Consider the following 23,445-nt stretch of genomic DNA (forward strand, 5'->3'; position numbering starts at 1 on the left):
CGTAAACACACTCGGCGTTCCGCAACGGGGTCACCTATGCTGGGCAAATGCCCGTAATCTCGACCTCTGCTGTCCGCACGACCGCGTTGGGAGCCGCCGGGGCGGCCGTGGCCGGAATCGGCTACGCCTCGCTGGTCGAACGCAACGCCTTCGTTCTGCGGGAGACAACGATGCCGGTGCTCGCGCCTGGCTCGTCGTCGCTGCGGGTGCTACACATCAGCGATCTGCACATGACTCCCGGCCAGCAGCGCAAGCAGCAGTGGCTGCGGGAACTGGATCGGCTGGAGCCGGACCTGGTCATCAACACCGGTGACAACCTCTCGCACCAGAAGTCGGTACCCGCGGTAGTCCAGGCCCTCGGCGGATTGCTTTCCCGCCCGGGGCTTTTCGTTTTCGGGAGCAACGACTACTTCGCGCCGGTGGCGAAGAACCCGATGAAGTACTTCAAGAAGGACCACCGTCGCGTCTACGGCGCCCCGCTGCCGTGGAAGGACCTGCGCGCGGCCTTCACCGAGCGCGGCTGGCTCGATCTGACCCACATCCGGCGCGACCTCGAGGTCTCCGGTATCCGGATCGCCACCGCCGGCGTCGACGACCCGCACCTGAACCGCGACCGCTACGACACCGTGGCCGGTGCCCCGAACCCGTTGGCCGACTTACGCATCGGCCTGACCCACTCCCCCGAGCCACGGGTGCTCGATCGTTTCGCCGAGGACGGCTACGACCTGGTCATGGCCGGGCACACGCACGGCGGTCAGCTGTGCCTGCCCGGGTACGGCGCGCTGGTCACCAACTGCGGCATCGACCGGTCGAGGGTCAAGGGCGCGTCCAAGTGGGGCGAGCACACCCAGCTGCACGTCTCCGCGGGCGTCGGCACCTCGCCATGGGCGCCGTACCGCTTCTGCTGCCGCCCCGAGGCCACCCTGTTGACGCTGGTCGCCGCCCCGCCGAAGCGGCCGTCGGCCGACACAGGCCAGGGCGTGTCCACATCGGAGGCCGTCGCCCGCTAAGGTCGCGTGCCGAGACGTGTGTCAGGCAGGGGACAACTGTGAGTGGATTCGACGACCGGCGCAACGACCCGACCGTTCTGGGCCAGCCCGGTGCGGCGCACCCATACCAGCAACAGTCATACGGCGCAGACCGATTCGACCCGGCCGGGTCGGCGGACGAGACCGCCGAGCAGCCAGCACCCGCGCGACCGTGGAAGCGGGATTCGGGCTTTCACGAGCAAGTGCAATGGCCACCGCAGGCACCGGCCGCCGGGCAACCGGATCCGACGGTCCAGTGGCAGCCGGGAGCGACCGCGCCGGGCGGCTCGACAGCGCCCGATGCCGCACCGCAGTGGCAGCCGGGGCAGACACCCAACTATCAGTGGCAGCCGAGTCCTAGCGGGCAAGGGCAGCCCGCCCAGTGGCAGCCAGGTGCTGCCCCCGCCACCAACCCGCAGTGGCAGCCAAGCAGCGGCGGTTCCACACCACAGCGGCAGCCGGGTAACGGCGGCTCGGCCTCGAACCCGCAGTGGCAGCCAAGCGGTGGTAGTCCTACGCCCAACGCACAGGGCGGCAGTCACGCCCAACAGTGGCAGGCTCCCACGTCTGGATCCGCACGAGCCGACCCAACCCTCATGGCGCAGCCCGTATCTGGTGGTCAGCCCCAGCAGTGGCAAGCACCCGCTACACCAGGCCAAGCCGACCCAACCCTCATGGCACAACCGGTATCCGGCGGCCAGGCCCCGCAATGGCAAACACCCGCTACACCAGGCCAAGCCGACCCAACCCTCATGGCACAACCGGTATCCGGCGGCCAGGCCCCACAGTGGCAAGCACCCGCCACGCCAGGCCAAGCCGACCCAACCCTGTTGGCGCAGCAGCAGTCTCGCAGTGGCAATGAGCCGGTCGGTCTGTGGCAGCCGAGCCTCGGCACCCCGGAGCCGAGCCAGAACGCGCCGGGCGAAGCGGCTCCGACCATGCTCGGATATCCCAACGCCACTCGACTAGGCCAGCCCGATCCCACGCTGCAATGGCAGCCTGCGCCGCCGACGCCGACCTATGCCGCACCGCAGTACGGACAACCGGTAGCCGGTGCGTACGCGCCGCAGAGCGGATTCGGCGGACCACCGCATCACCTGCCGCCCGGCCACGGCGCCAGCGGGCCACCGCCGAGCGGGCGCGGGAAGGCGATCCTGCTGATCGGACTGGTTGTGCTGCTTGTCGCGGCCGGCGCGGTGACCGCGGTGGTACTCAGCAAGCGCGGATCGAATAACGCCGACTCCCAACGCAACTCGCCTTCCATGGTGAGCGCGCTCACCACCAGCGCGAGCGCGCAACCGACACCGACGAAAACCACAACGGCGCAACCGACGCCGAGCAGCGCGGGCCGCAACGAGCCCCCGGTCATCCCCGGCTACCAGGTGGTCGTCGCCCCCGACCGCGGCGCCGCCTACGACGTGCCAGCAGGCTGGATCATCGCGCCGGAGACCGCCATCGGCGGGTTCGGTGAGCCGCCTAACGCGGTGGCGGGCAAGGGCTACGCCAGCGACGGCAAGGGCTACTGCCCTGGATCGACCCGCACCTCGTCCTTCCTCACCGGCTCCAAGGACCCCGATCAGGCGGCCGCCGCAACCGATCTCGGCACCAGAACAGCCAAACTCGCCTACACCGCAACAGCCGACCCCCACCCGGCCCCGCCCGTCCCGCTCCAATCGCTGGACGGTTCACAGCACGGCATGTTCGTGGAGACCAAGGGCACCGTCACGCAGGCCAAGCCGGGCTGCGCCACCGCGTACTCCATCTACACCGTCGCCTTCCCCACCGATAACGGCAGCTTCGTCATGGTGATCGCCGCCGACACCGGCGTCCCCAACGCACTCGACGCCGATACCGCCAAGCGCATCTTCACCAGCATCCGCCCGCACGACGGCTGATCATCCGCCCCGAAATCGCTCCGTCATTACCCCCTCTGACCTGGTGGTTTAACGTCTACGCCGTCCTTGTTGTAAGGTAGTCCAGGTTCGATTCACGGGGTGTGGCGCAGCTTGGTAGCGCGCTTCGTTCGGGACGAAGAGGTCGCAGGTTCAAATCCTGTCACCCCGACTCGTGGTTGAGACGAACGGTCCGCCCCCTGCCCTCACCGGCCGGGGGCGGACCCGTTTCCGGACCAACTCACCGCCGCGATCCTTCGACCGACGCACAGCCAGGCCGGACTGCATACTGGCTCTGCTGGGCACCCAGCGGCGACTGCGAAAGGCAAGGCCATGACCATGACCGGCCCGCTTGCCGGAAAAACGGCCCTGATCACCGGCGCGGACGCCGGGATCGGCAAATCCATCGCCAAAACTCTTGCCGGACAGGGTGCGCAGGTGGTGATCCAGCATCCGCACTCGCCGGAATCGGCCGCCGACGTGGTCAAGGAGATCACCGGAGCCGGTGGCTCGGCGCTGGCACTCGCGGCCGACATCGGCGATCGCGCCGAATACGAGGAGCTGATCCAGGCCCTACTGGCGGAATGCGGACACTGGGATGTGCTGGTGCACACCACGGCGACCGCGATCACCGCACCGCTGCGAGAGATCTCCGACGACGAGTTCGATCTCGGCTACGCGGCTCCGGCCAAGGCCGTCCTGCACGGCATGCAGCTCGCCGCGGCGCACCTGTCCGACGGTGGCCGCATCATCACCGTCACGAGGTCGACCACGCCCGGCAACGCCGTCGACAACGCGGCGACGGGCGCCATCGCGGAGTTCACCCGCGCGCTCGCCACCGACTTCGCGGCCCGCCGTGTCACCGTCAACGCGGTCAGCCCAGGCCCGGCGGACACGGAAAGGCCGGACAAGAGCGACAGTTCGGACAAGAACGAGCATGAATCGAGTTACGGAACGGAAACGACCGCGCTCGGCCGGATCGCCGGCGCGACCGAGATCACCGAGGTGGTGGCCTTCCTGGCAAGTGACGACGCCGCAGCGGTGACGGCGCGGCATATCCGGGTCGGCGACGGTACCGCCTGAAAGCGCTTGCCGCTGTTGCAAACCGACGGCGAATCTCAGGCAACGTGGGTAGCCGCGCCGATTCCGGGTAGGACGATCTCAGAACGCCATGCCGTCCGCGCGGCGAGACTGCGCGGCACGGCTTAAAATACCTCGATTCGGATCATGCACACCTGGTTCGCCTCGACCCGCCGAGCAAACGCTTACGCTGTGCTTTATGACCCGTGTTACCGCGCAAGGGAGCACATTGGACATCGCGACGACGTCACCGACGCCCGTGTATCGGATTGCTGCGCTGTCCGACCTCGATGACGTCGCGGCGATCGAGACCGAGCGCTTCGGCGATCAGTCGTACCCGTACTTCGCACTGCGCCAGCTCTTCGACCTGCACGGCGCCAACTGGCTGATCGCGGAGGTCGATGGCACCGTCCTCGGCCACGTACTGGTGGCGCTCACTCCCGATCGGCGCGCGTGGCTGCTCAGCCTCGCGGTCAGCGCGGACAGTTGCGGTCGCGGTTACGGATCAGACCTGCTCGAAGAAGCGATCAACCTGTGCAGGCGGCATGCGATGCGCAGCGTGCTCATCACCGTGCGCCCGACCAACCAGTCGGCATACAACCTCTACCGGCGCATCGGCTTCCAGTGGACCGGCCATCACGAAGAGCGCTACTTCGGCGTCGGCGAACCGCGGGATGTGCTCGAGTACAAGCTGGCCAACGCCTGACCGACGTCCTCGACGTCGGTAGCCTTGACTAGGCGCGCCAAGCTGCGGCGCCCTACTCGGGGAAGCTGATCATGACGGAACACGAACCGCGCGAGCCGCGCTCGGATTTCGTGGAATCGACCTCCATCCGAATCGTGCGCCGGGCAGCCAAATACGCCGAGGACGCCTATCGACCGCCCGGTCGCCGGATCGGCACACCGGCCGAGCAGGTGCTGCTCGATTCGCTCAACATCAATGTCGAGGCGGTACTCGACACCTACGATCCGCCGAGCGCGTGGCGCCGCGGTGACAGCCTGGTGTTCGCGCACCTCTACGCCGATGTCGACGACGCCCCTTTACCGGTCGACGACGAGGGCCGCGCACTGGTGGAACTGGCCGTCGCGCTGCTGGCGGCCGAGGTCGAGTTTCGCGGACCGCTGCGCCTCAGCCGCACCCAGAATGCCCTGCTCGCGCAGGTGTACGAGCGGCTCGGCCCCCGATTGTGCTCGGTCGGGCTGCCCGTACACGCGATGCAGTCGTTCGGGCGGGCGGCCTACCTGCACCGGCTGAACGAGGACGTGGACGCGATGGACCGGTGCGGGCTGGCGCAGGCGCGCGCCCGTCGCCAGACGAAGGCGTCGGGCTGGCGACGGATCGGCCCCTACTTCTCGGACTACTCGTGTGGCTACGGCTACCTGCCATTTCGGCTGCTCGGCTGGATCGCGGTGCAGCTGGCCCTGTTCAGTATCGCGTTCCTGCTGCTGGCCGACGGGCCGGTCAGCGACACGCTCTATCTGAGCATCACCAACTATCTGAATCCCATGGGGCTCAGCGATACTCGTGACCTGCGCCAGGGTGGTCAAGCGCTGCTTGTCATCGAGGCGTGGACGGGCACGGTTTCGCTATCGGTGTTCTTCGCGCTGCTGGTCCGGCGCTGGTTCCGGTTGTAGCGCAGCGGGTTTCGATCACCACTCAGTGGTGCTGACGCCGAGACGGCGCGACAGATCCCATTGCGCGACCCGGAGCCGATCGCGCACCTGTCCGGTCAGCGCGTTCCACTGCCGGGAGAAGCCGGGCTCGGACTGCAGATCCTTCCACAGGCCGCGCAGTTCGGGCGGCGTGTGCGCGCCCGGCATCCACAGGTGCGCAAGGTGTTCCAGCACCGCCGCCAGGATCTCCAGCTGTTCGCGGCTGGACGCAGGGAACCGGTCCGCCTCCTCGATCGCCGCGTCGCCGACAGTCAGCAACCAGTCGTGCGCGGCCAGGTCCTCGCAGAAACGTTGTGCCGCATCGAGATCCGCCTCGGTGCGCACGGTAACCCAAGCGGAGCGCACCAACTCGTCGTCCAGGCGAAGACTCACCTTCGGCCCCACCGTGCCGCCGATTTTCGCGGTCCAGCGCAGCCGGGTGGTCACCGATTGCATCGGCGCCTTCTGATCGAGCTTCGGGTCGGTGCGCAGCCGGGCGAGCAGCCGCTCACTGATCGAGGCCAGGTCGAGGGTTTCCGGCGAGGGCCGTTCGTCCAGGTAGCCGTCGATCAGCGCGTCGGAGGTTTCCGCCCGATCGCCGATCCTGCTGATCACCTCGGTCACCCCGACCCGGCTCAGATAGTGCGACCAGGTCTGGCGGCGCCGCTCGGCGGCCCTGATCACCTGGGTGCGCACCGAACTCTGCAGTATCCGTCCGCCGGTCACGACCGCGCGACCGGCGACCGTGCCGACCACCCGAACCGGGGCGGCACCGGGCAGCACCAGATCGCAGTCGACGCCGACCGGCGTGGCGGGCGAGACGGCGAGCGTCCCCGGCCGTTGCCGCCACAGCACCCGTCGTCCAGGCACCAGGGCGAGCAGCTCGCTCGCTTCGGCGCGGTGCAGGGTGGCGGACGCGGGGACCAGGCAGGTGCGCACCTCGCCGAGGGCGATCAACGGAGTGGTCGACGGCCCCATCGGTCAGGATCCGTCGAGCAATAGGTGGGATAGTCGCTCGGTGACCTTGCGCGACACTGTCACCGGGACCTCGTCATAGGTGCCGAGGGCGATGATCTGATCGACAACGTCGCCGTCGAGGTCGATGTGGTCGAGGATGAGCCGCACCGAATGTTCGATCCCGAGATAGCGTTTCGGCAGCATCGACAGTGTCCGATAGGCCGCGAACGGGGTGGCGTTCGGATTCAGTTGCAGCACAGCGGGAATCTCGCGCCACCGGCTCGGCCAGCCGTCACCGGCGTGCCACGGCTGGGGCACCACCACGGCCGCGCCGTCGTTGCGCAGCATGCCGAGCCGGAGCAGATGCCAGACCGAGGCGAGGAACGCGCACGACCACCTGGTGCGAATCTCGTTGTGCCCGTCCACCATCTCGGGTCGTTTACTCCACAGCTGCACGTCGAGGAAGATCGAATGCTCGCGCCTGCCGAACTCCTCCGGCGGCCGATACTGCTGCACCCGCATGGCCTGCCCCGGCTCGTCCAGCGACGAACGCCGCCCGTTGCACAACCATCCGGATTCGGCGGTCGGCGGCCTGCGGCCGGTCGATGACGAAATCTCCGGCTCGGCAACGATTCTGGCCGCCACCATCTCGGCAAGCCGGATCGGCTCGTCCAACGGCACCCCGTCGACGAACGGATCCGCCTCCCAGCAGCCCGACTCACGCGCCAAATAGTCGATGCGCAAACCGGTTTCGTCCGCCGCGGTGAGCAGCTTGCCGAGAATCTCGCGCGGATCGGTATCCGGCTGGAAGTAGTCGTCGATCAGATAGCAGGTGCTCACCCGCGCCCTCGGGCCGAACTGCACGCGGGCCGAGGCGATGAAGGCCTCGACCAGCGGCACGATCCGGCGGAATTCGCGGACCACCTGATCCATGTCGTTGGCGATCTCGTTCATGTAGAAGTGACCGACCTCGATCGACAGGTGCGACAGCGGCACCTGGTCGATCCGCGCCCGTTCGGTCTCTTCGCTGTAACCCACGGCGTCCCTCACGGCGGTCAGAACCTCTCCCAGGTCGCGGCGTCGAGCAGTCGCCTGGCCAGGTCGGTATACGCGGCCGTGGTAGCCGGATTGGCGATCTTCGCGTCCACATCCATGTCCATCACCACCTGCTCGCGCCACTGCAGCACCGGCTCCATCGGCGTCTCGCCGAGCAGCGAGCTCGCGCCGAGCTGGTTCGCCGAGGCCAGCCGCTTGAGCGCGGCGTTCTGTTCCATCAGCCAGGCGGCCTGCGCCGGCCGGTCCACCGCGCCGGGCAGGGTCGCCGCCGGCACCGCGGTGCGGACGTAGCGGACCGATTCCAGCAGTTCCAGCGGATCGTGGCCGCACTCCTTGCCGGTCTGCGTCAACCCGTGCGGTCCGTGCACCAGCCCGCTCGCCGCCAGAATGTGCTGGCGGGTCCACCGATGAAAGATCAACCAGCGCACGGTGAACGAGCGCAGCTGCGGCAATGCGGTCGCCTTCAACACCAATTCCAGTGCGACCGAGCGTCCGGCGCTCAAGTCGATGAGGACCACCTTGAACTCCTGCTCCAGTGCGAGTAGCAGTTCCGCGCATCGCGCGACGACCGCGTCGTCGGCGGTGAGGAATTCGGCGCCGCCCTCGTCGCCCGGGTACAGCAGGAGCTTGCCCGCACGGGGTCCCATCCGCCGCAACGCCGGTCGATCCGAGGCCGCCCGCACGTCCACCCTGGCGGCGACGCCGGTCTCGCCGAGTAGATAGGAATGCACGCCGTCCTGGTGGGGGGTTCCGCGTTCCACGGCACTGATTTCGAATAGCGCACCCGCGGTCGGCGAACCGAAATCGAAGTCGACGTAGGCGACGTTGCGGCCGCCGACGCATAGTCGATACGCGAGATTACAGCTGGTCACCGAGCGTCCGGTGCCGCCTTTGTCCGAAGTCGAGAACACCAGCATGAGTCAGGCCCTCGTCGCGTCGCGTCGCGCGTAGGCCAGCTCGTACAACTGCAGCAGCGCCTGCCCGGCCAGGATGAACGCGGTGGCGGGCTGCTCGCTCAGCAGCCGCCGTGCCTCGTCGAGTTGCTGTTCGATCCGCGCGAGCATGGCCTGGGATACGTCGGGATCGCCGACCTCCAGCATTTCCTGATTCAGCAGATGTTCTGCCTCGCTGCGCATTTCGATGGCGCGACTGATCATCGACGGCATGGCCAGCGGGGGCTCACGGAAGTTGCGGTCCGCCGAGACCAAGCATTCGGCCACGCGTTCGGTCAGATACCACGAGGGTTGCGCCGCACCATCTTTCAGCTCCTCGCCGGTCGATGTCGCCGCGGCGCCGGGCCATTGGCTACCCGACACCCGCTCCGCGTCGTCCCAGAGTCCGGCCGCCGGGCCGGTGGTGATCTGGCGCCTGACCAGGTGATCCATCGTGAGTTCGGCCATCGACATCAGCCGGTCGCGCATGGCGACGTCGCCGGACAGCTGCCAGGCCTGCAGCGACCGCTTCAGCAGCAGGGTCGCGAAGTCCGGCACCACCCACACCAGCGGTGGGCCGTCGCCGATGCCCTCGCTGCCCGGCATCGGGATCTGCACGCCCGGATAGTGCAGTGCCGCAGCGGGATCGCCAGCGGTGAGCCTGCTGATGATCCGTCCGCGCCTGGCCAGCTGGTCGAAAACGGCTACCAGCTGGGGCAATTCGTCGGTTGCCTGCCGGTTGACGAAGTCCTTCAGCACCATGGTCGCGACCGCGAGGGTGTAGTAGTCGGACTCCTCGCCGTCCGAGGTGCGCCACGGGATGTCCTCGAGCGGCCAGCGGCCTGGGCCGTATCGCGCGGCGGTGGACCAGTAGCGCTGGGTCAGGTCCCAGCGCAGTTCCAGCGCGTCGGCCAGTTGCCGCTGCTCGTCGTTGAGCAGGTCCATTTCCCGGGTGCGCCGCCAGGTCAGATCGTCGATGCCGTCCAGGGCCACGATGGTGAAGTACAGGTCAGGGCGGGAATCCGCGTAACCGGGCTGGTCGCCGATTCGCATCGGCACGAAGTCGATCGACGTGGCTTTCTTGTCGATCCCCCAGGTCCAGCCGCACTCGAACAGCAGCAGGTCGTCCTCGAGATCGATGTCCGGGGTCTGCCCCAGTTTAACGTCGTTGGCCATCTGCACCCGCACCCGGTCGAGTCGGCGGGCGATACCGTCGATCACCGTGCCCTCCGGCGCGCCGATCTGGTTGAGCATCCCCAGGATCGCTTGCCCCTGCGCGGATTTCGGGCTCGGGGTATGCACAACGAAGCTGCGTACCAGACCGGTCATCGCGGCGGTCAGCCGAATACTGATCTGCGGCATCAGTACTCGGATGCGGGCCGAGAGTTCCCTGGCCTCGCGCCGCACCTCCTTGTCGACGAACCGCTGGAAGACCCGCAGGAAGCGCAGCGAGGCGATGCACAGCGTGAGCGACATCGAGTACGCGTCAACAACTTCCAGCCCGTACTGCTCGGCGCTCGGTTCGCGACCGTCCGCCGTGCGCAGATAGCTACCCGCCGCGAAGATCGGTTCCCCGTCGGGGGTGGTGTAGCGGGCGATATAGTCCTCGAGGACCCCGACCAGCGCACCCCCGATCCGCGTCTCCTCACCGAGTGGAATAAGGACAGCGCGAATGTCATCGGACATATCATCGGGCTGATCCAGCGCGAACGCCCCGATCTCGGTGGCCGGATACAACAAACAAAGCAACTGCTCGGTATCACTAATGGAGTTCGCCCCGTCGCGCCCACCCCAATGCCAAGTCCCTTTGTCATAGCAAGCGGAAAGCAGCGACCGCCACACTTCCAAAAGCTGCTGTCGCGGCTGGATCCTCATCAGCCCCCCGTTCTCACTTCGAACACTGATCTGCCTAAAGTGTGCTCCCGTTCCGGGTTTTTACCAAGGGTGTTGGCCGACAACGCGATCGGCGCACTCGATAATCAGATATCCGACGTCCCCAAGACCGTCACGAAACCCCTTTGACGGCGGACTGTGCGTCAGCAGCGCCCTACTCAACGATTTAAAACCAATCGGTCTGTTTATTCATCCTCCCCGTCGATCCAAGCCTTGGTCTCCGCCACACTGGGCCCCTTCGGCGTCGGCCACCAAATCGCAGCAACCACCACCCCCAGCAATCCGACAACCAGAACCAGTTGAGAATCCCCTCGACGCAGGCAGTGGACTGACAGACGACTACCAGTAGCTGCCACGAACAAGCCGGAGTCGATACGCTCGAAGCCACGAAGGGCTGCACACGTAGCTGGGAGCTAACGAGTGACAACGACGAGCATCGGCGACCGGGTCAGCGCAGAACGCAAACTTGCCGCACTGACCCAGGTCCAGCTCGGGCACCGAGCGGGTTACAGCGCGAGCATGGTCCGCGCCGTCGAACAAGGACGAGAGCCTGCTTCGCCGGGTTTCGTCGCCGCCGTCGCAAAGGCGCTCGGCGTCGAACCAGAACAGCTGACCGGCACCCCTTATCGCCGCACTCTCGAAGAGGACGGACCACTCGAAGGGCTGGTCGAGTTACGAGCGCTCCTGGCAGAGGGCACATTCATCACCGCGGTCGAACCACCTGCGCTGGCCGAACTCGAAACAAAGCTGGCGATCGTGGATTCCGCTATCCGGAACGACAAAACCAGACTCGCGTTGGCACAACTGCCGATACTTATTCGCCAAATCCACGGCGCGCTGCGTGCGGCACGCGACGACAGTGAACGCGAGCGGCTGCATTCACTGCTGTGCTCGGCATATGTTGCCGCAGAAGGTGCCTGCTGTCGCCTTGGCTATCTCTCGCTAACCACCCTGGTGCTCGATCGACTCGATTCGGCGGCGACGCAAACAAACGATCCGCTATTCAAAGTGCGCAGTCTGATGAAACGCGCCCGCCTTCTCATGTCTTATGACTCGACTGATTCCGCCATGTCGCTGGTCGAAGAGGGCCTTGGCATGATCTCGAACGACCGCGAACCCGAACGCGTCCTGCGCGGCTACGGTCATCTACGCGGCGCGATCGTCGCCGCACGTGGGCGCCGACTCGACCTGGCGCAGAGCCACATTCGCGAAGCGCGGCTGATAGCCCGGCCGATGGATCGCGAAAGTGACTTGTACGGCACGCTGTTCGGTCCAGGTAACGTCGAAATCCATGCTTGCTCAGTCGAACTCGAAGCAGGCGATCCCGGCAAAGCCGCCCGCGAAGGCTCATTGCTGGTACTGCCGAAAGACATCGCGGCACCACGGGCAGGCCATCATTGGCAGGACACCGCCCGCGCATGGCTGATTGTCGGCCAACCCGACAAAGCCTTGAAGTCGTTGACCACGGCACGCCGAATTGCCCCGCAGCAGACGAAGCTCCACCCAGACGTTCGCGAAACGTTGCACGGCATTGCCGCAGCCGAGCGGCGGCGCAGCGACAGCCTCGGCGCCTTCGCCCGCTGGGTCGGCGTCACGCTTTGACAATGACAGGATGCATAGATGGATGAGCAGGGAAATCCTGTGCTGTACGCCCTTGTCACCGGCGCGGGCGCGGCGCGCGACATCGACAAACTCGTCGACCTAGCGCTGGGTGATGGATGGCAGGTGTGTGTGATCGCGTCGCCAGATGGGTGCAAGTTCATTGATGCGGACGCGCTCGCGACGAAGACCGGCTACCCCGTGCGGAGCCAGTACAAGGCCCCTGGCACGCCGGACCCGTGTCCACCGGCCGACGCCATGATCGTGGCACCGATCACCTCGAACTCCCTCGCGAAATGGGCCGCCGGAATCTCCGACACCCTCCCCCTCGGCCTGCTCGTCGAAGCCGTCGGCAAGGGCATGCCGGTAGTCGCCGTGCCCTTCGTCAACCGCGCACTCTTCGAATTCCCCGCCATCCAAGACGCCGTCAGAAAGCTCGCCGAATGGGGCGTCATCATCATCGGCGGCACCGACGTCGGCGAACCCCACGAACCGGGCACCGGCGAAGCCCACATCCCCCACTTCCCCTGGCACCGCGCCTGGCAAACCGTCCTAACCCACCCCCACCTCACCCCACCGAGCTAACCGCACCACATTCCCGCAGGTCGGTATGTCCTGATGTCTCTAAACTTGAGCCAGAAATCCGACTTTGTCCTAAGAATAGAGACATCAGGACATCGCCGGCAGCCACAGGCAACTAGACAGCAGCGTCAGTGCGGCGTGGGGCGCTCTGAGCGAATACGGCTGCCGCTCTCTACAAGCGGTGAGCAGACGCTTACGCCTTGATAACCTGCCGTCACATCGGCGAAACGCGAGGTTCTTAGCGTATACAGGCATGTCGACACGGTTGGCCACAGTGGAAGATGCGGCGGGGAGGCCGCTGCGGGACGTGGTTTATGCGGCGTTGCGTAGTGAGTTGATGAATGGGGATATCAAGTTCGGGGAGCGGCTTACCGAGCCTAAGTTGTCGGCTCGGTTCGGGATTTCGCGGACGCCGATTCGGGAAGCGTTGACGGTGCTGTGCTCCGATGGGCTGTTGCAGCGCGAGGAGTATGGGTTCAGCCCGGTGCGGCCGAGTATTCCGCTGATCCGTGACCTGTATGAGCTGCGAATCACGGTGGAGCTCGGTGGCATACAGCGTGCGATGACCAATCCGGCGGTGACGCACGACCGCGCACTGCTCGAGGTCGAGCGCGACGCGTGGCTGGAGTTGCGCGCCGACCCACCCGTGCAGGAGCCGGGATTCGTGGTGCGCGACGAGGAATTCCACGTCACCCTGCTCACCGCGGCGGGTAACGCCGAAATGGTGCGGGCGTTGACGGCGGTGAACTCACGGATCCGGCACGTCCGGATGTACGACTTCATGGTCAACAACCGCATCGAGACCACCATCGCCGAGCACCTCGGCATCCTGGAAGCCGTGCTGGCCGAGGATCTTTCCCTCGCCTACCGGCTGCTGCACACGCACATCGGCGAATCGCTCGACGTGGTGCTCGAACGGGTCACCAGGGCCATCGCCGCGATGGCCGCCGAATAACTCAACTGAATAGGGGCAAGCACGTGAGGCTGGAATTCGATACGGTGCTCGTCGCCAATCGTGGCGAGATCGCCTGCCGGATCATCCGATCCGCGAAGGCATTGGGCCTGAAGACGGTCGCCGTCTACTCCGACGCCGACACCGGCGCGGCCCATGTCGAAACCGCCGATGTCGCAGTGCGTCTCGGCCCTGGCCCGGCGGCCGAGTCCTACCTGCGCGCGGATCGGGTGATCGAAGCGGCGCTGGCCACCGGCGCAGGCGCCATCCATCCCGGCTACGGATTCCTTTCGGAAAACGCCGATTTCGCCTCGACGGTGGCTGCATCGGGTGTGCGGTTCGTCGGCCCGACCCCGGAGCAGCTGCGCGTCTTCGGCGACAAGCACACCGCACGGGAGGCGGCGCGAGCGGTGGGTGTACCGCTCATTCCCGGCAGCGGACTGCTCGATTCGGCCGAGCACGCGGCGGCGGAGGCCGATCGGATCGGCTACCCGGTGATGCTCAAGGCGGTCGGCGGCGGTGGCGGCATCGGCATGCAGGCCTGCTTCAGCTCGGACCAGCTGCGCGCGGCCTACCAGCGCGTACAGCGTCTGGCGGCCACTAACTTCGCCTCGACCGGCGTCTTCCTCGAGCGCTTCGTCGCACGAGCAAGGCACGTGGAAGTGCAGTTGTTCGGCGACGGCCACGGCCGCGTGGTGAGCCTCGGCACCAGAGATTGTTCGCTGCAGCGGCGCAATCAGAAGGTGGTCGAGGAAGCGCCCGCACCCGGCCTCGACTCCGCGCTGACCGACCAATTGCTTTCGGCATCAAGGGAACTCGCGCGATCGGTAGGCTATCGCTCTGCCGGGACGGTCGAGTTCGTCTACGACACCGAACACGGCACCGCATCGTTCCTCGAGATGAATACCCGCCTGCAAGTGGAACATCCGGTGACGGAGGCGGTGACCGGCATCGACCTCGTCGCGTGGATGCTGCGCCTGGCCGGTGGCGATACCTCGATGGTGGACGAACAGCCGGAGAGCGGGCCGCCGATCACCGGCTGGGCCGTGGAAGCCAGGGTCTACGCGGAAGATCCCGGCCACGACTACCGCCCGAGCGCCGGGTTGGTCACGGCCGCCACCTTCCCGCTCGACACCGACACCGGCGCCGAAACCGCGCACCGGACCGAGCCGGACGGCATCCGCGTCGACACCTGGGTCGGCACCGGCACCGAGGTCAGCCCGCATTACGACCCGTTGCTGGCCAAGGTGATCGCGGCCGGCGACAGCCGCGACCACGCCTTCGCCCGCCTCACCGACGCACTCGCCGACTCCCGAATCTATGGTGTGCAGACGAACCTCCCGCAACTACGCCAGGCGGCACGCGACCCGCGCGTGCTGAACGCGGAACACGTCACGACCACCCTGGCCGATATCCGTCCGGTCGGCCGCCGCATCGACGTGCTGCGCGGCGGCACCATGACGACGGTGCAGGACTATCCGGGCCGAATCGGCTTGTGGCAGGTCGGGATTCCACCTTCCGGCCCGATGGACGACCTGTCGTTCACCCTCGCCAATACCGCGGTCGGCAATCCGGTCGGCGTACCCGCGCTGGAATGCACGTTGCAGGGCCCGCGGCTGCGCGTCTCCGACACCACGGTGGTGTGCGTGACCGGCGCATCCACTCCGGTCGCCGTCGACGATCAACCCGTGGACATGTGGCAGCCGATCACCGTGCCCGCCGGTTCGGTCCTGGACATCGGCACACCGGCCGACGCGGGCCTGCGCACCTACCTGGCAGTGCGCGGCGGCATCGACGCACCGCTCTATCACGGTAGCGCCGCCACCTTCACTCTCGGCGGCTTCGGCGGCGTGACCGGCAAAGCCGTTGTGACAGGCGATGTTCTGGGCATAGCGCCGACACCAGAGGCAACTCTCGGCACTCCGACCGAGGTGCCAACGCACGAGCGCCCCGACTTCACTCACGACTGGCAGCTCGCCGTCGGCGAGGGACCGCAGACCTCGCCCGCCTATTTCACCGACGCCGATATGACCCAGTTCTACACGCACCCTTGGCAAGTCGGCAGCCACGCCAACCGCACCGGCATCCGCCTCGAAGGACCGAAACCGACCTGGTCGCGCACCGACGGCGGCGACGCCGGGCTGCATCCGTCCAACCTGCACGACAACCCGTACAGCGTCGGCACATTGAACGTCTCCGGCGACACCCCGATCCTGCTCGGCCCCGACGGCCCGAGCCTCGGCGGTTTCGCCTGCCCGCTGACCGTCGTCTCGGCACACCGGTGGAAACTCGGCCAGCTGCGTCCCGGCGACACCCTCCGATTCGTACCAGTCACCGACGACGAAGCGGTCGCATTACGCGGATCGAACACCGCTCGCGCACACGACATTGCCGCGAATCCCGTTGCCGCACTGCGTGATCGTGGCATTCTCGGCTCGCTCGACGCTGACGGCGATCGACCGAAGGTTGCCTATCTGCGCGGCGGCGACGACAACATCCTGGTCGAATACGGCGACATGGTCCTTGATCTCGGCCTCCGCATGCGCGTACACGCACTGGCCGAGGCGCTCGCGGACACCGGCCTACCCGGCGTCCTCGACGTCACCCCCGGCGTCCGCTCTCTGCACATCCACTTCGATCCCCGAGTGCTGCCGCAATATCGCCTGCTCGGCATGCTGCACGAGCTCGAACTCGCCCTGCCAGCGACCACCGACCTGGTGGTGCCGAGCCGCACCATCCGGCTGCCGCTCTCGTTCGACGACCCGTCCATCGCCGAGGCGATCGACCGCTACCGCAGCGGAGTTCGCGACACCGCGCCGTGGCTGCCGTCCAACACCGAATTCATCCGCCGCGTCAACGGACTCGACAGCGTCGATGACGTGCGCGCCACCGTGTTCGACGCCGAATACCTCGTGCTCGGCCTCGGCGACGTGTATCTCGGTGCGCCGCTTGCGGTTCCGCTCGATCCACGACACCGCCTCGTCACCACCAAATACAACCCGGCCCGCACCTGGACCCCCTCGGACGCGGTCGGCATCGGCGGCAAGTACCTCTGCGTATACGGCATGGCCTCGCCCGGCGGATATCAACTGATCGGACGGACCGTGCCGATCTGGTCAAGCTACCGGCAGTCCGCTCCATTCGAGCCGGGCACACCCTGGCTGTTCCGGTTCTTCGACCGCATTGTCTGGGAGCCGGTGAGTCCCGAACAACTCCTCGACTACCGCGAGGCCGCCAAGGCTGGCCGGTTCGACGCCGAGGTCAGCGACGGCACCTTCGCGCTGGCCGACCACCTGCGACTGCTCAGCGAAAACGCCGAAGCCATCGCCGCATTCGAGGCCAAGCAGGCCGCGGCGTTCAAGGCGGAGAAGACCGCATGGCGGGCGGCGGGCGAATTCGACCGGCCGACAACGACCGCGCCGGTCACCGAGCCCATCGACGACCCACTGGACGGCATGCCCCCTGGCGCGACGGTGGTGACGGCGCCGATGATCGGCAATGTCTGGCGGATCGAAGTCGAAGCGGGACAACGACTCACGGCAGGAACACCGATCGCCGTGCTGGAAGCGATGAAACTCGAACTGCCAGTGCACAGCCCGGGCACCGGCACCGTTTTGAAGGTACTGGCGACGCCAGGTGCCAAGGTAGAACCGGGAACCCCACTGGCAGTGATCGGAGTCGACTGAATGGCCGCTGGCGAGCCGTCCCTACCCACCCCGCCGACTGCCGTCCCCCTAGGCAACGGCGCACTACCCACCGAACGGGTGGCCGCCGCGTATCGGCGGATCGCCGAGGTGGATCGGCCCGAGGTGTGGATAACCCTGCGCCAGGAGAGCGAGGTCGCCGCCGACGCAGCGGCGGTCGAACAGCGCCTCGCCGACGGTGATTCGCTGGCGTTGGCCGGTGTGCTGGTTGCGGTCAAGGACAATATCGATGTCGCCGGGCTGCCGACGACCGCGGCCTGCCCCGAATTCGCCTACACCGCCGAGGCGACCGCCGCCGCGATCGAGCGGCTGGTCGCGGCGGGCGCAATCGTGCTCGGTAAGACCAACCTCGACCAGTTCGCCACGGGGCTGGTCGGCACGCGCAGCCCCTATGGCGCCGTGCGTAACGCGCACGATCCCGCGCTGATCTCCGGTGGCTCCAGTTCGGGTTCGGCCGTTGCGGTCGCGCTCGGTATCGCCGATATCGGAATCGGCACCGACACAGCGGGTTCCGGACGCGTTCCGGCTGCCTTCCACGGAATCGTCGGCATCAAGGCCACTTTGGGCATCATCCCGGTGCACGGTGTCGTGCCTGCCTGCGCGGACTACGACGCCGTCACCGTGTTCGCCGCCGACCTCGCGGCCGCGGTGTCCGCCGCCGCGGTCATGTCCGGACCCGAACCGCGGGATCCGCGCAGCCGCGACTGGCCCGCCGATGTCCGGCTCGCCGCGCCGCTGGCCCCGCGCATCGCGATCCCGCGCGCCGCGGACCTCGCCGCGCTGAGCGGGCCGTATCGGGACGCCTTCGCGCGGACCGCGGCCGCCGTCGCGGATTCCGGCGCGAAGATCGAGGAGGTCGACATCTCCGGCCTGCTCGATGCCGCGCTGCTGCTCTACGACGGCGCGATCGTCGCCGAACGCTACGCGGCGGTCGGCGCCTTCCTGACCACGGCGCCCGCCGGTGCCGATCCCACCGTCGCCGCGATCATCGAATCAGCGGGTACCACAACAGGTCCCGCGTTCGCCGCTGACCTCGACACACTGGCCCGTACCCGCGCGGCAGCCGCCGAACTGCTCAACGGCTTCGACGCACTGCTACTGCCGACGACCACCGAACACCCGAGTATCGCTGCGGTACAAGCGGATCCGATAGGCATCAACAGACGCCTCGGCACCTACACCAACTTCTGCAACCTCCTCGACATGGCGGCACTCGCCATCCCCGGCGAACCCACCGCCGACGGCCCGCCTTTCGGCGTCATGCTGGTGACGCCCGCCTTCACCGACCAGGTCGCCGTCGATCTCGCCGCCCGCATGCTCGGTGCCGAACCCACCCCGCTGCTGGTCGAACGCGGTGTCGAACTGGCCGTCTTCGGCGCGCACCTGCGCGGCCAGCCGCTGCACTGGCAGCTCGAACAGATCGGTGCCCGCTGCACCGGAGAAATCCACACCACTGACGCCTACCGCCTGACCGCCCTGGACACCACGCCCCCGAAGCCCGGACTCGTTCGCCACGGCGACGGCCTCGGCGCCCCCATCGGCGGTGAACTCTTCCGCGTTTCCGAGGCCGGACTCGGCAGCTTCCTCGCCGCCCTCCCTGCTCCGATGGCGCTGACCAGCATCGAATTGTCCGATGGCCGTTCGGTAATCGGCTTCGCCTGCACCTACGACGCGGCGAGCACAGCCACCGACATCACCTCCTTCGGCGGCTGGAAGTCCTACCTCGAGCGCGCCGTGCCCTGAGTGCCTTCTCGCGCCTAGCCGCCGCCATGGCCACTAGTGAGCTAGTGCCACTACCGCGGTGGCGAGTTCTTCGCCGGTCGGCAGTGGGCTGATCGGGTCGCTGATCCATTGCATGGCCAGCCCGTTGATGAGGACGAAGTACAGCTTGCCGATCGCGCGGGCCTGCGCCTCGGACAGCGTCGGCAGCGTGTCGCCGACCAGCGCGGCGAATTCGGCGACCGCGTCTTCATGGACCGTCGCCATGTGGCGCTGATCCGCGGTGGTCGAGCGATGGCCGCGGATCAGGTTCTCGGCGCTCGCGACGATCGCGTCGCGGTGCCGGGTGAACAGGTCCCCGATGCCGGTCCACGTGTCGGCGAAGGCCGCAGCCCGTGATCGGGCACGGGCCGCGGCGCGGATGCGCTCCGCGAGCTCGTCGCCCATCAAATGACCGGCCGCTTCCGTGAAGGCCTCGGTGAGTAGGCGGTCCTTCGTGCCGAAGTGATAGCCGATCGCGGCCAGGCTCACCCCCGCCTCGGTGGCGATGTCGCGTGCCGTCGTGCCCGCGAATCCACGCAGGTAGACGCAGGTGCGGGCGGCCGCGAGCAGCGCTTGTCTGTTTCCCATGGCTCCAATGTACGGATGTCTTACACATTTGTGCTAGACAATCGTGCAAGTGCGGTGTAGACATACGTCTAAGACATTCGACCCAAGCGAGGGAACAGACCATGAGCAGCAACCACTCCACAGCGACCCGCATCCTGATCGCCGGCGGCGGCATCGGCGGCAATGCGGTTGCGCTGCAACTGCTTCGGGCAGGCATCCGGGCCACCGTGGTGGAGCGGGCCGAAGCGCCGCGGCCGGGCGGACAGGCCGTCGACCTGCGCGGGCCGAGCTGCGAGGTGGCCGAGCGGATGGGCCTGATGCCGGGGATCCGCAAGTACCAGCTCGACGAGCGCGGCATGAAGTTCGTTGACGCCGCGGGCCGCGAGGTCTTGCGGATGCCGACCGAGATGTTCGACGGCAAGGGCGGTGTCGCCGAAATCGAGCTCACCCGTGGCGATTTCAACCAGGTGCTGCTCGACGCGCTGGCCGAGGCTGGCGGCGTCGACTACCGCTACGGCGAATGGATCACCGACATCCAACAGGACGAGACGGGCGTCGACGTCACCTTCGCCGCTGGCTCGGCGCAGCGTTTCGATCTCGTAATCGGTGCGGACGGACTGCATTCCGGCACCCGCCGCATGGTGTTCGGCCCGACCGAGCAGTTCTCGACGTATCTGGGCGGGTACATGTCCTTCTTCACCATGCCGTCACCGGAGGACGTGGAGAACAACTGGTTCACGCTGCACTCGTTGGTCGGCGCGACCAATATCGGCCTGCGCCCCGACCTCGATCCGGCGACCGCCAAGGCATTGGTCACCATCCGTACCGACGCCGATCCCGCACTGCGCCGCGATGTTTCGGCTCAGCAGGAGCTGATCCGGCAGCGGCTGGCCGGTGGCGGCTGGGAGGCGGCCACGATCACCGACGCCATGAGCGCGGCCACCGACTTCTACTTCGACGAGCTGGCCAGGATCGACATGCCGACCTGGTCGAAGGGCCGGGTCGTGCTGCTCGGCGACGCCGGATACTGCGGTTCGCCACTCAGCGGCAACGGCACCGCGATGGCATTGATCGGCGCCTACGTGCTCGCCGGTGAAATCGCCGCGCACGCGGGCGATCCCGAGCAGGCGCTGGCCCGCTACGAGGAGGTGCTTCGCCCGTTCGTCGCGAAGGCGCAGGAGCTCCAGCCGGGCGGGCTGAAGGCCATCACCCCCAAGACCGCCTTCGCCATTCGCGCGGGCCAGACCGTCAGCAAGCTGATGACCTCGAAGGTGATGAAGCCGGTCATGATGAAGATGCTCACCAAGACCGAGTCCTACGACCTGCCCGACTACTCCGCGCAGACCGTCAGCCAGTAGCCCGAACCACAACGACCGGAACCGTCCAGCGCGGATCCGGTCACTGTCGTATGCGGCTACTCGACCGTCGTTCGCGGGTCGAGGAGGAACGGGAGGGCGAAGTCGCGAAGCATCGCGCGCTCTTCGTCTTCGGTCGCGCCCGGCAGAGTCAGCAGGGACACCATGACGCGGACGAACCATTGGCCGAGCCTGCGTGCGGCGGGCGCGGACAGATCCGGACGGAAGCCGCTGACGAAGTCGGTCGCGAGAGTGTCCACCACCTCCGATGAATTCGACAGCTGGGCAACGATTCCCGCGTTGGCCGGCGCGAACCACACTGCCAGGTGCGGTGTTTTGCGGACCTCGGCGATCAACGCGGTCAAACCGTCGAGCAGTTGTTCGCCGGGATCGGTGGCCGCGGTGACGACCGGGGCCCGCCACACGCGCTCGATCACCTGACGCGCCTCGCGGCCGGCGAAGGCGACGTACAGCGCCTGACGGTTGTCGAAGTAGCGGTAGAGCGTCGCTCTGGAACAGCCTGCGGCCTCAGCGACTTCGGCCATGCCGACGCCGCTGACCCCCTTGTCGATGAACAGCGCGCGGACCGCGTCCAGGATGCGCTCGCTGGCCAGCTCAGCCCGGCCGTCCGCCAGCCAGTCGCCGGTCACGCGGCGCACCGGAACGGGACGGTGGTCGGGCGCCGGACATAGGGCCCCGGTGCGTATTCGACCGCGTCGATATCCACCGCGAAGTTCGGGAAGCGATCGAGCAGTTCCTCCAATGCCACCCGTGCCTGCATCCGAGCCGCGGCCGCGCCGAGGCAGTGGTGCGGGCCATGCCCGAAAGTGAGGATTCGCTGCGGATTCCGATCGATGTCGAGGACTGCCGCGTCGGCGCCGAACGCCCGTTCGTCCCGGTTGGCGGAGCCGAACACCAGTAATACCTTGCGACCAACGGGAATCGTCTTGCCGTGCAACTCGACTGCGCGCGTGGTCGTGCGTGCCAGACCCTGCACCGGCGCGGTCAGCCTGGCGAATTCCTCTACGGCCGCGCGGATTTGGTTCTTGTCCGCGGCCAGCGCGGCCCGCTGGTCCGGATGTTGTTGCAGCAGTTGCACAGCGCCGCCGAGCAACCCCGTCGTGGTGTCGTTGCCGCCGGCGACCATCGTCCAGGTGTAGGCCAGGATCTGCACCAGGCCACGGACATCCAGGTCGTCCGCCGCCATGCCAGCCTGCACGAGCAGTGACACCGTATCCTCCCCCGGATCGGTCCGGCGCCGCTTGATGAGTTCGGCGAAGTAGCCCATCATCGCCATCGAAGCGGGCAGGGCTTGGGTCTGCGCGCGATCGATGCTGCCCGCGACCACCGCGTCGGTCCAGCCATCGAACCGGGCCCGATCCTCGGCGGGCACCCCGAGGTAGTAGGCGACCACCATGCTCGGCAGCGGCTTGAACACCTGCTTGACGATGTCGCCGCCGCCGTCCTCGGCGATCCGGTCGAGGCGGTCGCGGACGAACCGGCGCACCACCGGTTCCACCTCGGTGACCTGGCGCGGGGTGAACCCGCGGGCGACGAGTCTGCGAAAGTCGGTGTGCTCCGGCGGATCCTGCATCACCAGCGGCGGATTGTCGGCGAGCCCGATCTGTTCCAGCTCGCCGTACTCCACGGTCAGCCCGTCGCGCGAGGAGTAGGTCTCGCTGTCGCGGGCCGCCGCGTACACGTCCTCGTGCCGGGTGAGCACCCAGTAGTCGTTGTCGGGACGCGTCGGCGGCACCACGTGATGCACCGGATCCTGTTCGCGCAGTGCGGCATACATCTCCCACGGCGACGTCCAGGTGGCGCCGGAGCGGAGCTCGAAGACGGGAGCGGGCCGATACGCATCGATCAACATGTAGTGACGGTAAGACAAATCCACAATTGTGTCTAGAACAAGTTCTATTCGATGGCGCCGGGCCGATTACCCTCCGAAACCGGTCCGGCCACCCTCCGCGTCGGGACCGTCGCCGCGCCCGCGGTTACCTCAGCAGTGGCAACACGGTGCTCGTTGCCGGTCAGCTCCCGGAAGAGCCAGCGAAAAGCGTGTCAGGTATCCCGAGTGGCCTGCCAGGCCGGTCACCCCTCGTGGACCGGCCCGGCAAGCACCCTTCCCCCGAGGCCCGACCTGTCAACCCCTCGAAGACAGGTCGCGCCCCGTTCCCCACCCCCGGCGGTGGCCGCAACACCGAACGCCCCGGAACCTCCCCGCCCGAGGCGTTCGGTGTTGACACAAACAATGCACGCGCGGGCTTAGCACGGACTTAAGAACACCTTGCAGGCGCGAAATCGCAGGTTATCCGGCCATCTGGGCGCGGAATGTACCGAGTTTGTACCACCCGGTCCCGGATAGCGGATGATGGAGGCAGGAGCGCCAAGGAGAGTGGGAGCAACGATGGAAACCGTGGTGGTCTGGGCA

Annotated in this window: 18 protein-coding genes, 1 tRNA gene and 1 pseudogene; 13 read left to right on the top strand and 7 right to left on the bottom strand. The window is 67.2% G+C overall.

Going from position 1 to position 23,445, the window contains the following annotated elements:
• Positions 1-47: 47 nt before the first annotated feature.
• The 6 genes from OG203_RS23205 (at position 48) to OG203_RS23230 (ending at position 5,635) form a co-directional block, all read left to right on the top strand.
• Entirely contained in the window at positions 48-1,010 is a 963-nt protein-coding gene (locus tag OG203_RS23205; RefSeq protein WP_405167686.1) for a metallophosphoesterase, read from the top strand.
• A 38-nt stretch (positions 1,011-1,048) separates the two neighbouring features.
• A complete protein-coding gene (locus OG203_RS23210; protein WP_405167687.1) occupies positions 1,049-2,923 on the top strand; it encodes a hypothetical protein in 1,875 nt (624 codons plus the stop codon).
• A 95-nt stretch (positions 2,924-3,018) separates the two neighbouring features.
• Positions 3,019-3,092, top strand: a tRNA-Pro gene (locus tag OG203_RS23215).
• A 161-nt stretch (positions 3,093-3,253) separates the two neighbouring features.
• Positions 3,254-4,003, top strand: a complete 750-nt coding sequence (locus OG203_RS23220) for an SDR family NAD(P)-dependent oxidoreductase (RefSeq protein ID WP_405167688.1) — start codon at positions 3,254-3,256, stop codon at positions 4,001-4,003.
• A 196-nt stretch (positions 4,004-4,199) separates the two neighbouring features.
• Entirely contained in the window at positions 4,200-4,706 is a 507-nt protein-coding gene (locus tag OG203_RS23225) for a GNAT family N-acetyltransferase (RefSeq protein ID WP_405167689.1), read from the top strand.
• A gap of 71 nt (positions 4,707-4,777) precedes the next feature.
• Entirely contained in the window at positions 4,778-5,635 is an 858-nt protein-coding gene (locus OG203_RS23230) for a hypothetical protein (RefSeq protein WP_405167690.1), read from the top strand.
• A 15-nt stretch (positions 5,636-5,650) separates the two neighbouring features.
• On the opposite strand, the gene OG203_RS23235 is transcribed toward OG203_RS23230, so the two are convergent.
• Genes OG203_RS23235 through OG203_RS23250 form a run of 4 tightly spaced genes read right to left on the bottom strand, consistent with a single transcriptional unit; the run spans position 5,651 to position 10,473 of the window.
• On the bottom strand, positions 5,651-6,631 hold the full coding sequence (locus OG203_RS23235) for an SCO2521 family protein (protein WP_405167691.1): 981 nt from the start codon (positions 6,629-6,631) through the stop codon (positions 5,651-5,653).
• A gap of 3 nt (positions 6,632-6,634) precedes the next feature.
• Complete coding sequence (locus tag OG203_RS23240; RefSeq protein WP_405167692.1) at positions 6,635-7,660, bottom strand: SCO2522 family protein; 1,026 nt, start codon at positions 7,658-7,660, stop codon at positions 6,635-6,637.
• Positions 7,661-7,665: 5 nt separating this feature from the next.
• Positions 7,666-8,583, bottom strand: a complete 918-nt coding sequence (locus tag OG203_RS23245) for an SCO2523 family variant P-loop protein (protein WP_405167693.1) — start codon at positions 8,581-8,583, stop codon at positions 7,666-7,668.
• 3 nt (positions 8,584-8,586) lie between these two features.
• Positions 8,587-10,473: an SCO2524 family protein gene (locus OG203_RS23250; RefSeq protein ID WP_405167694.1), complete on the bottom strand. Its 1,887-nt coding sequence runs from the start codon at positions 10,471-10,473 to the stop codon at positions 8,587-8,589.
• 438 nt (positions 10,474-10,911) lie between these two features.
• Between OG203_RS23250 and OG203_RS23255 the strand changes: the two are divergent.
• The 6 genes and pseudogenes from OG203_RS23255 to atzF all read left to right on the top strand — a co-directional run.
• Positions 10,912-11,091, top strand: a pseudogene (locus OG203_RS23255) (multiprotein-bridging factor 1 family protein); the annotation flags it as partial.
• A gap of 156 nt (positions 11,092-11,247) precedes the next feature.
• The gene (locus OG203_RS23260) at positions 11,248-12,093 is read left to right on the top strand and encodes an XRE family transcriptional regulator (RefSeq protein WP_405168222.1); all 846 of its coding nucleotides are present in this window, start codon (positions 11,248-11,250) and stop codon (positions 12,091-12,093) included.
• An 18-nt stretch (positions 12,094-12,111) separates the two neighbouring features.
• The gene (locus tag OG203_RS23265; RefSeq protein ID WP_405167695.1) at positions 12,112-12,675 is read left to right on the top strand and encodes a flavoprotein; all 564 of its coding nucleotides are present in this window, start codon (positions 12,112-12,114) and stop codon (positions 12,673-12,675) included.
• Positions 12,676-12,925: 250 nt separating this feature from the next.
• Positions 12,926-13,627: a GntR family transcriptional regulator gene (locus OG203_RS23270; RefSeq protein WP_405167696.1), complete on the top strand. Its 702-nt coding sequence runs from the start codon at positions 12,926-12,928 to the stop codon at positions 13,625-13,627.
• A gap of 23 nt (positions 13,628-13,650) precedes the next feature.
• Positions 13,651-17,310: an urea carboxylase gene (gene uca / locus OG203_RS23275; protein ID WP_405167697.1), complete on the top strand. Its 3,660-nt coding sequence runs from the start codon at positions 13,651-13,653 to the stop codon at positions 17,308-17,310.
• Positions 17,311-19,071: an allophanate hydrolase gene (atzF, locus tag OG203_RS23280; RefSeq protein WP_405167698.1), complete on the top strand. Its 1,761-nt coding sequence runs from the start codon at positions 17,311-17,313 to the stop codon at positions 19,069-19,071. It abuts the gene before it with no gap.
• Between the two features lie 33 nt (positions 19,072-19,104).
• Here the strand turns inward: atzF and OG203_RS23285 are convergent, their stop codons facing one another.
• Positions 19,105-19,677: a TetR/AcrR family transcriptional regulator gene (locus OG203_RS23285; protein ID WP_405167699.1), complete on the bottom strand. Its 573-nt coding sequence runs from the start codon at positions 19,675-19,677 to the stop codon at positions 19,105-19,107.
• Between the two features lie 101 nt (positions 19,678-19,778).
• Between OG203_RS23285 and OG203_RS23290 the strand changes: the two genes are divergently transcribed.
• A complete protein-coding gene (locus tag OG203_RS23290; protein ID WP_405167700.1) occupies positions 19,779-21,014 on the top strand; it encodes an FAD-dependent monooxygenase in 1,236 nt (411 codons plus the stop codon).
• A 56-nt stretch (positions 21,015-21,070) separates the two neighbouring features.
• Here OG203_RS23290 and OG203_RS23295 read toward each other — a convergent pair whose 3' ends face one another.
• Together OG203_RS23295 and OG203_RS23300 are read right to left on the bottom strand one after the other, a co-directional pair.
• A complete protein-coding gene (locus OG203_RS23295; RefSeq protein WP_405167701.1) occupies positions 21,071-21,661 on the bottom strand; it encodes a TetR/AcrR family transcriptional regulator in 591 nt (196 codons plus the stop codon).
• On the bottom strand, positions 21,658-22,884 hold the full coding sequence (locus OG203_RS23300; protein ID WP_405167702.1) for a cytochrome P450: 1,227 nt from the start codon (positions 22,882-22,884) through the stop codon (positions 21,658-21,660). Before OG203_RS23300 ends, OG203_RS23295 begins: the two co-directional genes overlap by 4 nt.
• Positions 22,885-23,445 lie beyond the last annotated feature (561 nt).

This window comes from Nocardia sp. NBC_01499 (assembly GCF_045040275.1).
Taxonomy (GTDB): Bacteria; Actinomycetota; Actinomycetes; order Mycobacteriales; family Mycobacteriaceae; genus Nocardia.

What these genes read in the sequence shown, in the direction of transcription:
- OG203_RS23205 (WP_405167686.1), top strand. Translation starts at nt 48, where the DNA reads ATGCCCGTAATCTCGACCTCTGCTGTCCGCACGACCGCGTTGGGAGCC.
- OG203_RS23220 (WP_405167688.1), top strand. Translation starts at nt 3,254, where the DNA reads ATGACCATGACCGGCCCGCTTGCCGGAAAAACGGCCCTGATCACCGGC.
- OG203_RS23225 (WP_405167689.1), top strand. Translation starts at nt 4,200, where the DNA reads ATGACCCGTGTTACCGCGCAAGGGAGCACATTGGACATCGCGACGACG.
- OG203_RS23230 (WP_405167690.1), top strand. Translation starts at nt 4,778, where the DNA reads ATGACGGAACACGAACCGCGCGAGCCGCGCTCGGATTTCGTGGAATCG.
- OG203_RS23235 (WP_405167691.1), bottom strand. Translation starts at nt 6,631, where the DNA reads ATGGGGCCGTCGACCACTCCGTTGATCGCCCTCGGCGAGGTGCGCACC.
- OG203_RS23245 (WP_405167693.1), bottom strand. Translation starts at nt 8,583, where the DNA reads ATGCTGGTGTTCTCGACTTCGGACAAAGGCGGCACCGGACGCTCGGTG.
- OG203_RS23250 (WP_405167694.1), bottom strand. Translation starts at nt 10,473, where the DNA reads ATGAGGATCCAGCCGCGACAGCAGCTTTTGGAAGTGTGGCGGTCGCTG.
- OG203_RS23265 (WP_405167695.1), top strand. Translation starts at nt 12,112, where the DNA reads ATGGATGAGCAGGGAAATCCTGTGCTGTACGCCCTTGTCACCGGCGCG.
- OG203_RS23270 (WP_405167696.1), top strand. Translation starts at nt 12,926, where the DNA reads ATGTCGACACGGTTGGCCACAGTGGAAGATGCGGCGGGGAGGCCGCTG.
- atzF (WP_405167698.1), top strand. Translation starts at nt 17,311, where the DNA reads ATGGCCGCTGGCGAGCCGTCCCTACCCACCCCGCCGACTGCCGTCCCC.
- OG203_RS23285 (WP_405167699.1), bottom strand. Translation starts at nt 19,677, where the DNA reads ATGGGAAACAGACAAGCGCTGCTCGCGGCCGCCCGCACCTGCGTCTAC.
- OG203_RS23290 (WP_405167700.1), top strand. Translation starts at nt 19,779, where the DNA reads ATGAGCAGCAACCACTCCACAGCGACCCGCATCCTGATCGCCGGCGGC.
- OG203_RS23300 (WP_405167702.1), bottom strand. Translation starts at nt 22,884, where the DNA reads ATGTTGATCGATGCGTATCGGCCCGCTCCCGTCTTCGAGCTCCGCTCC.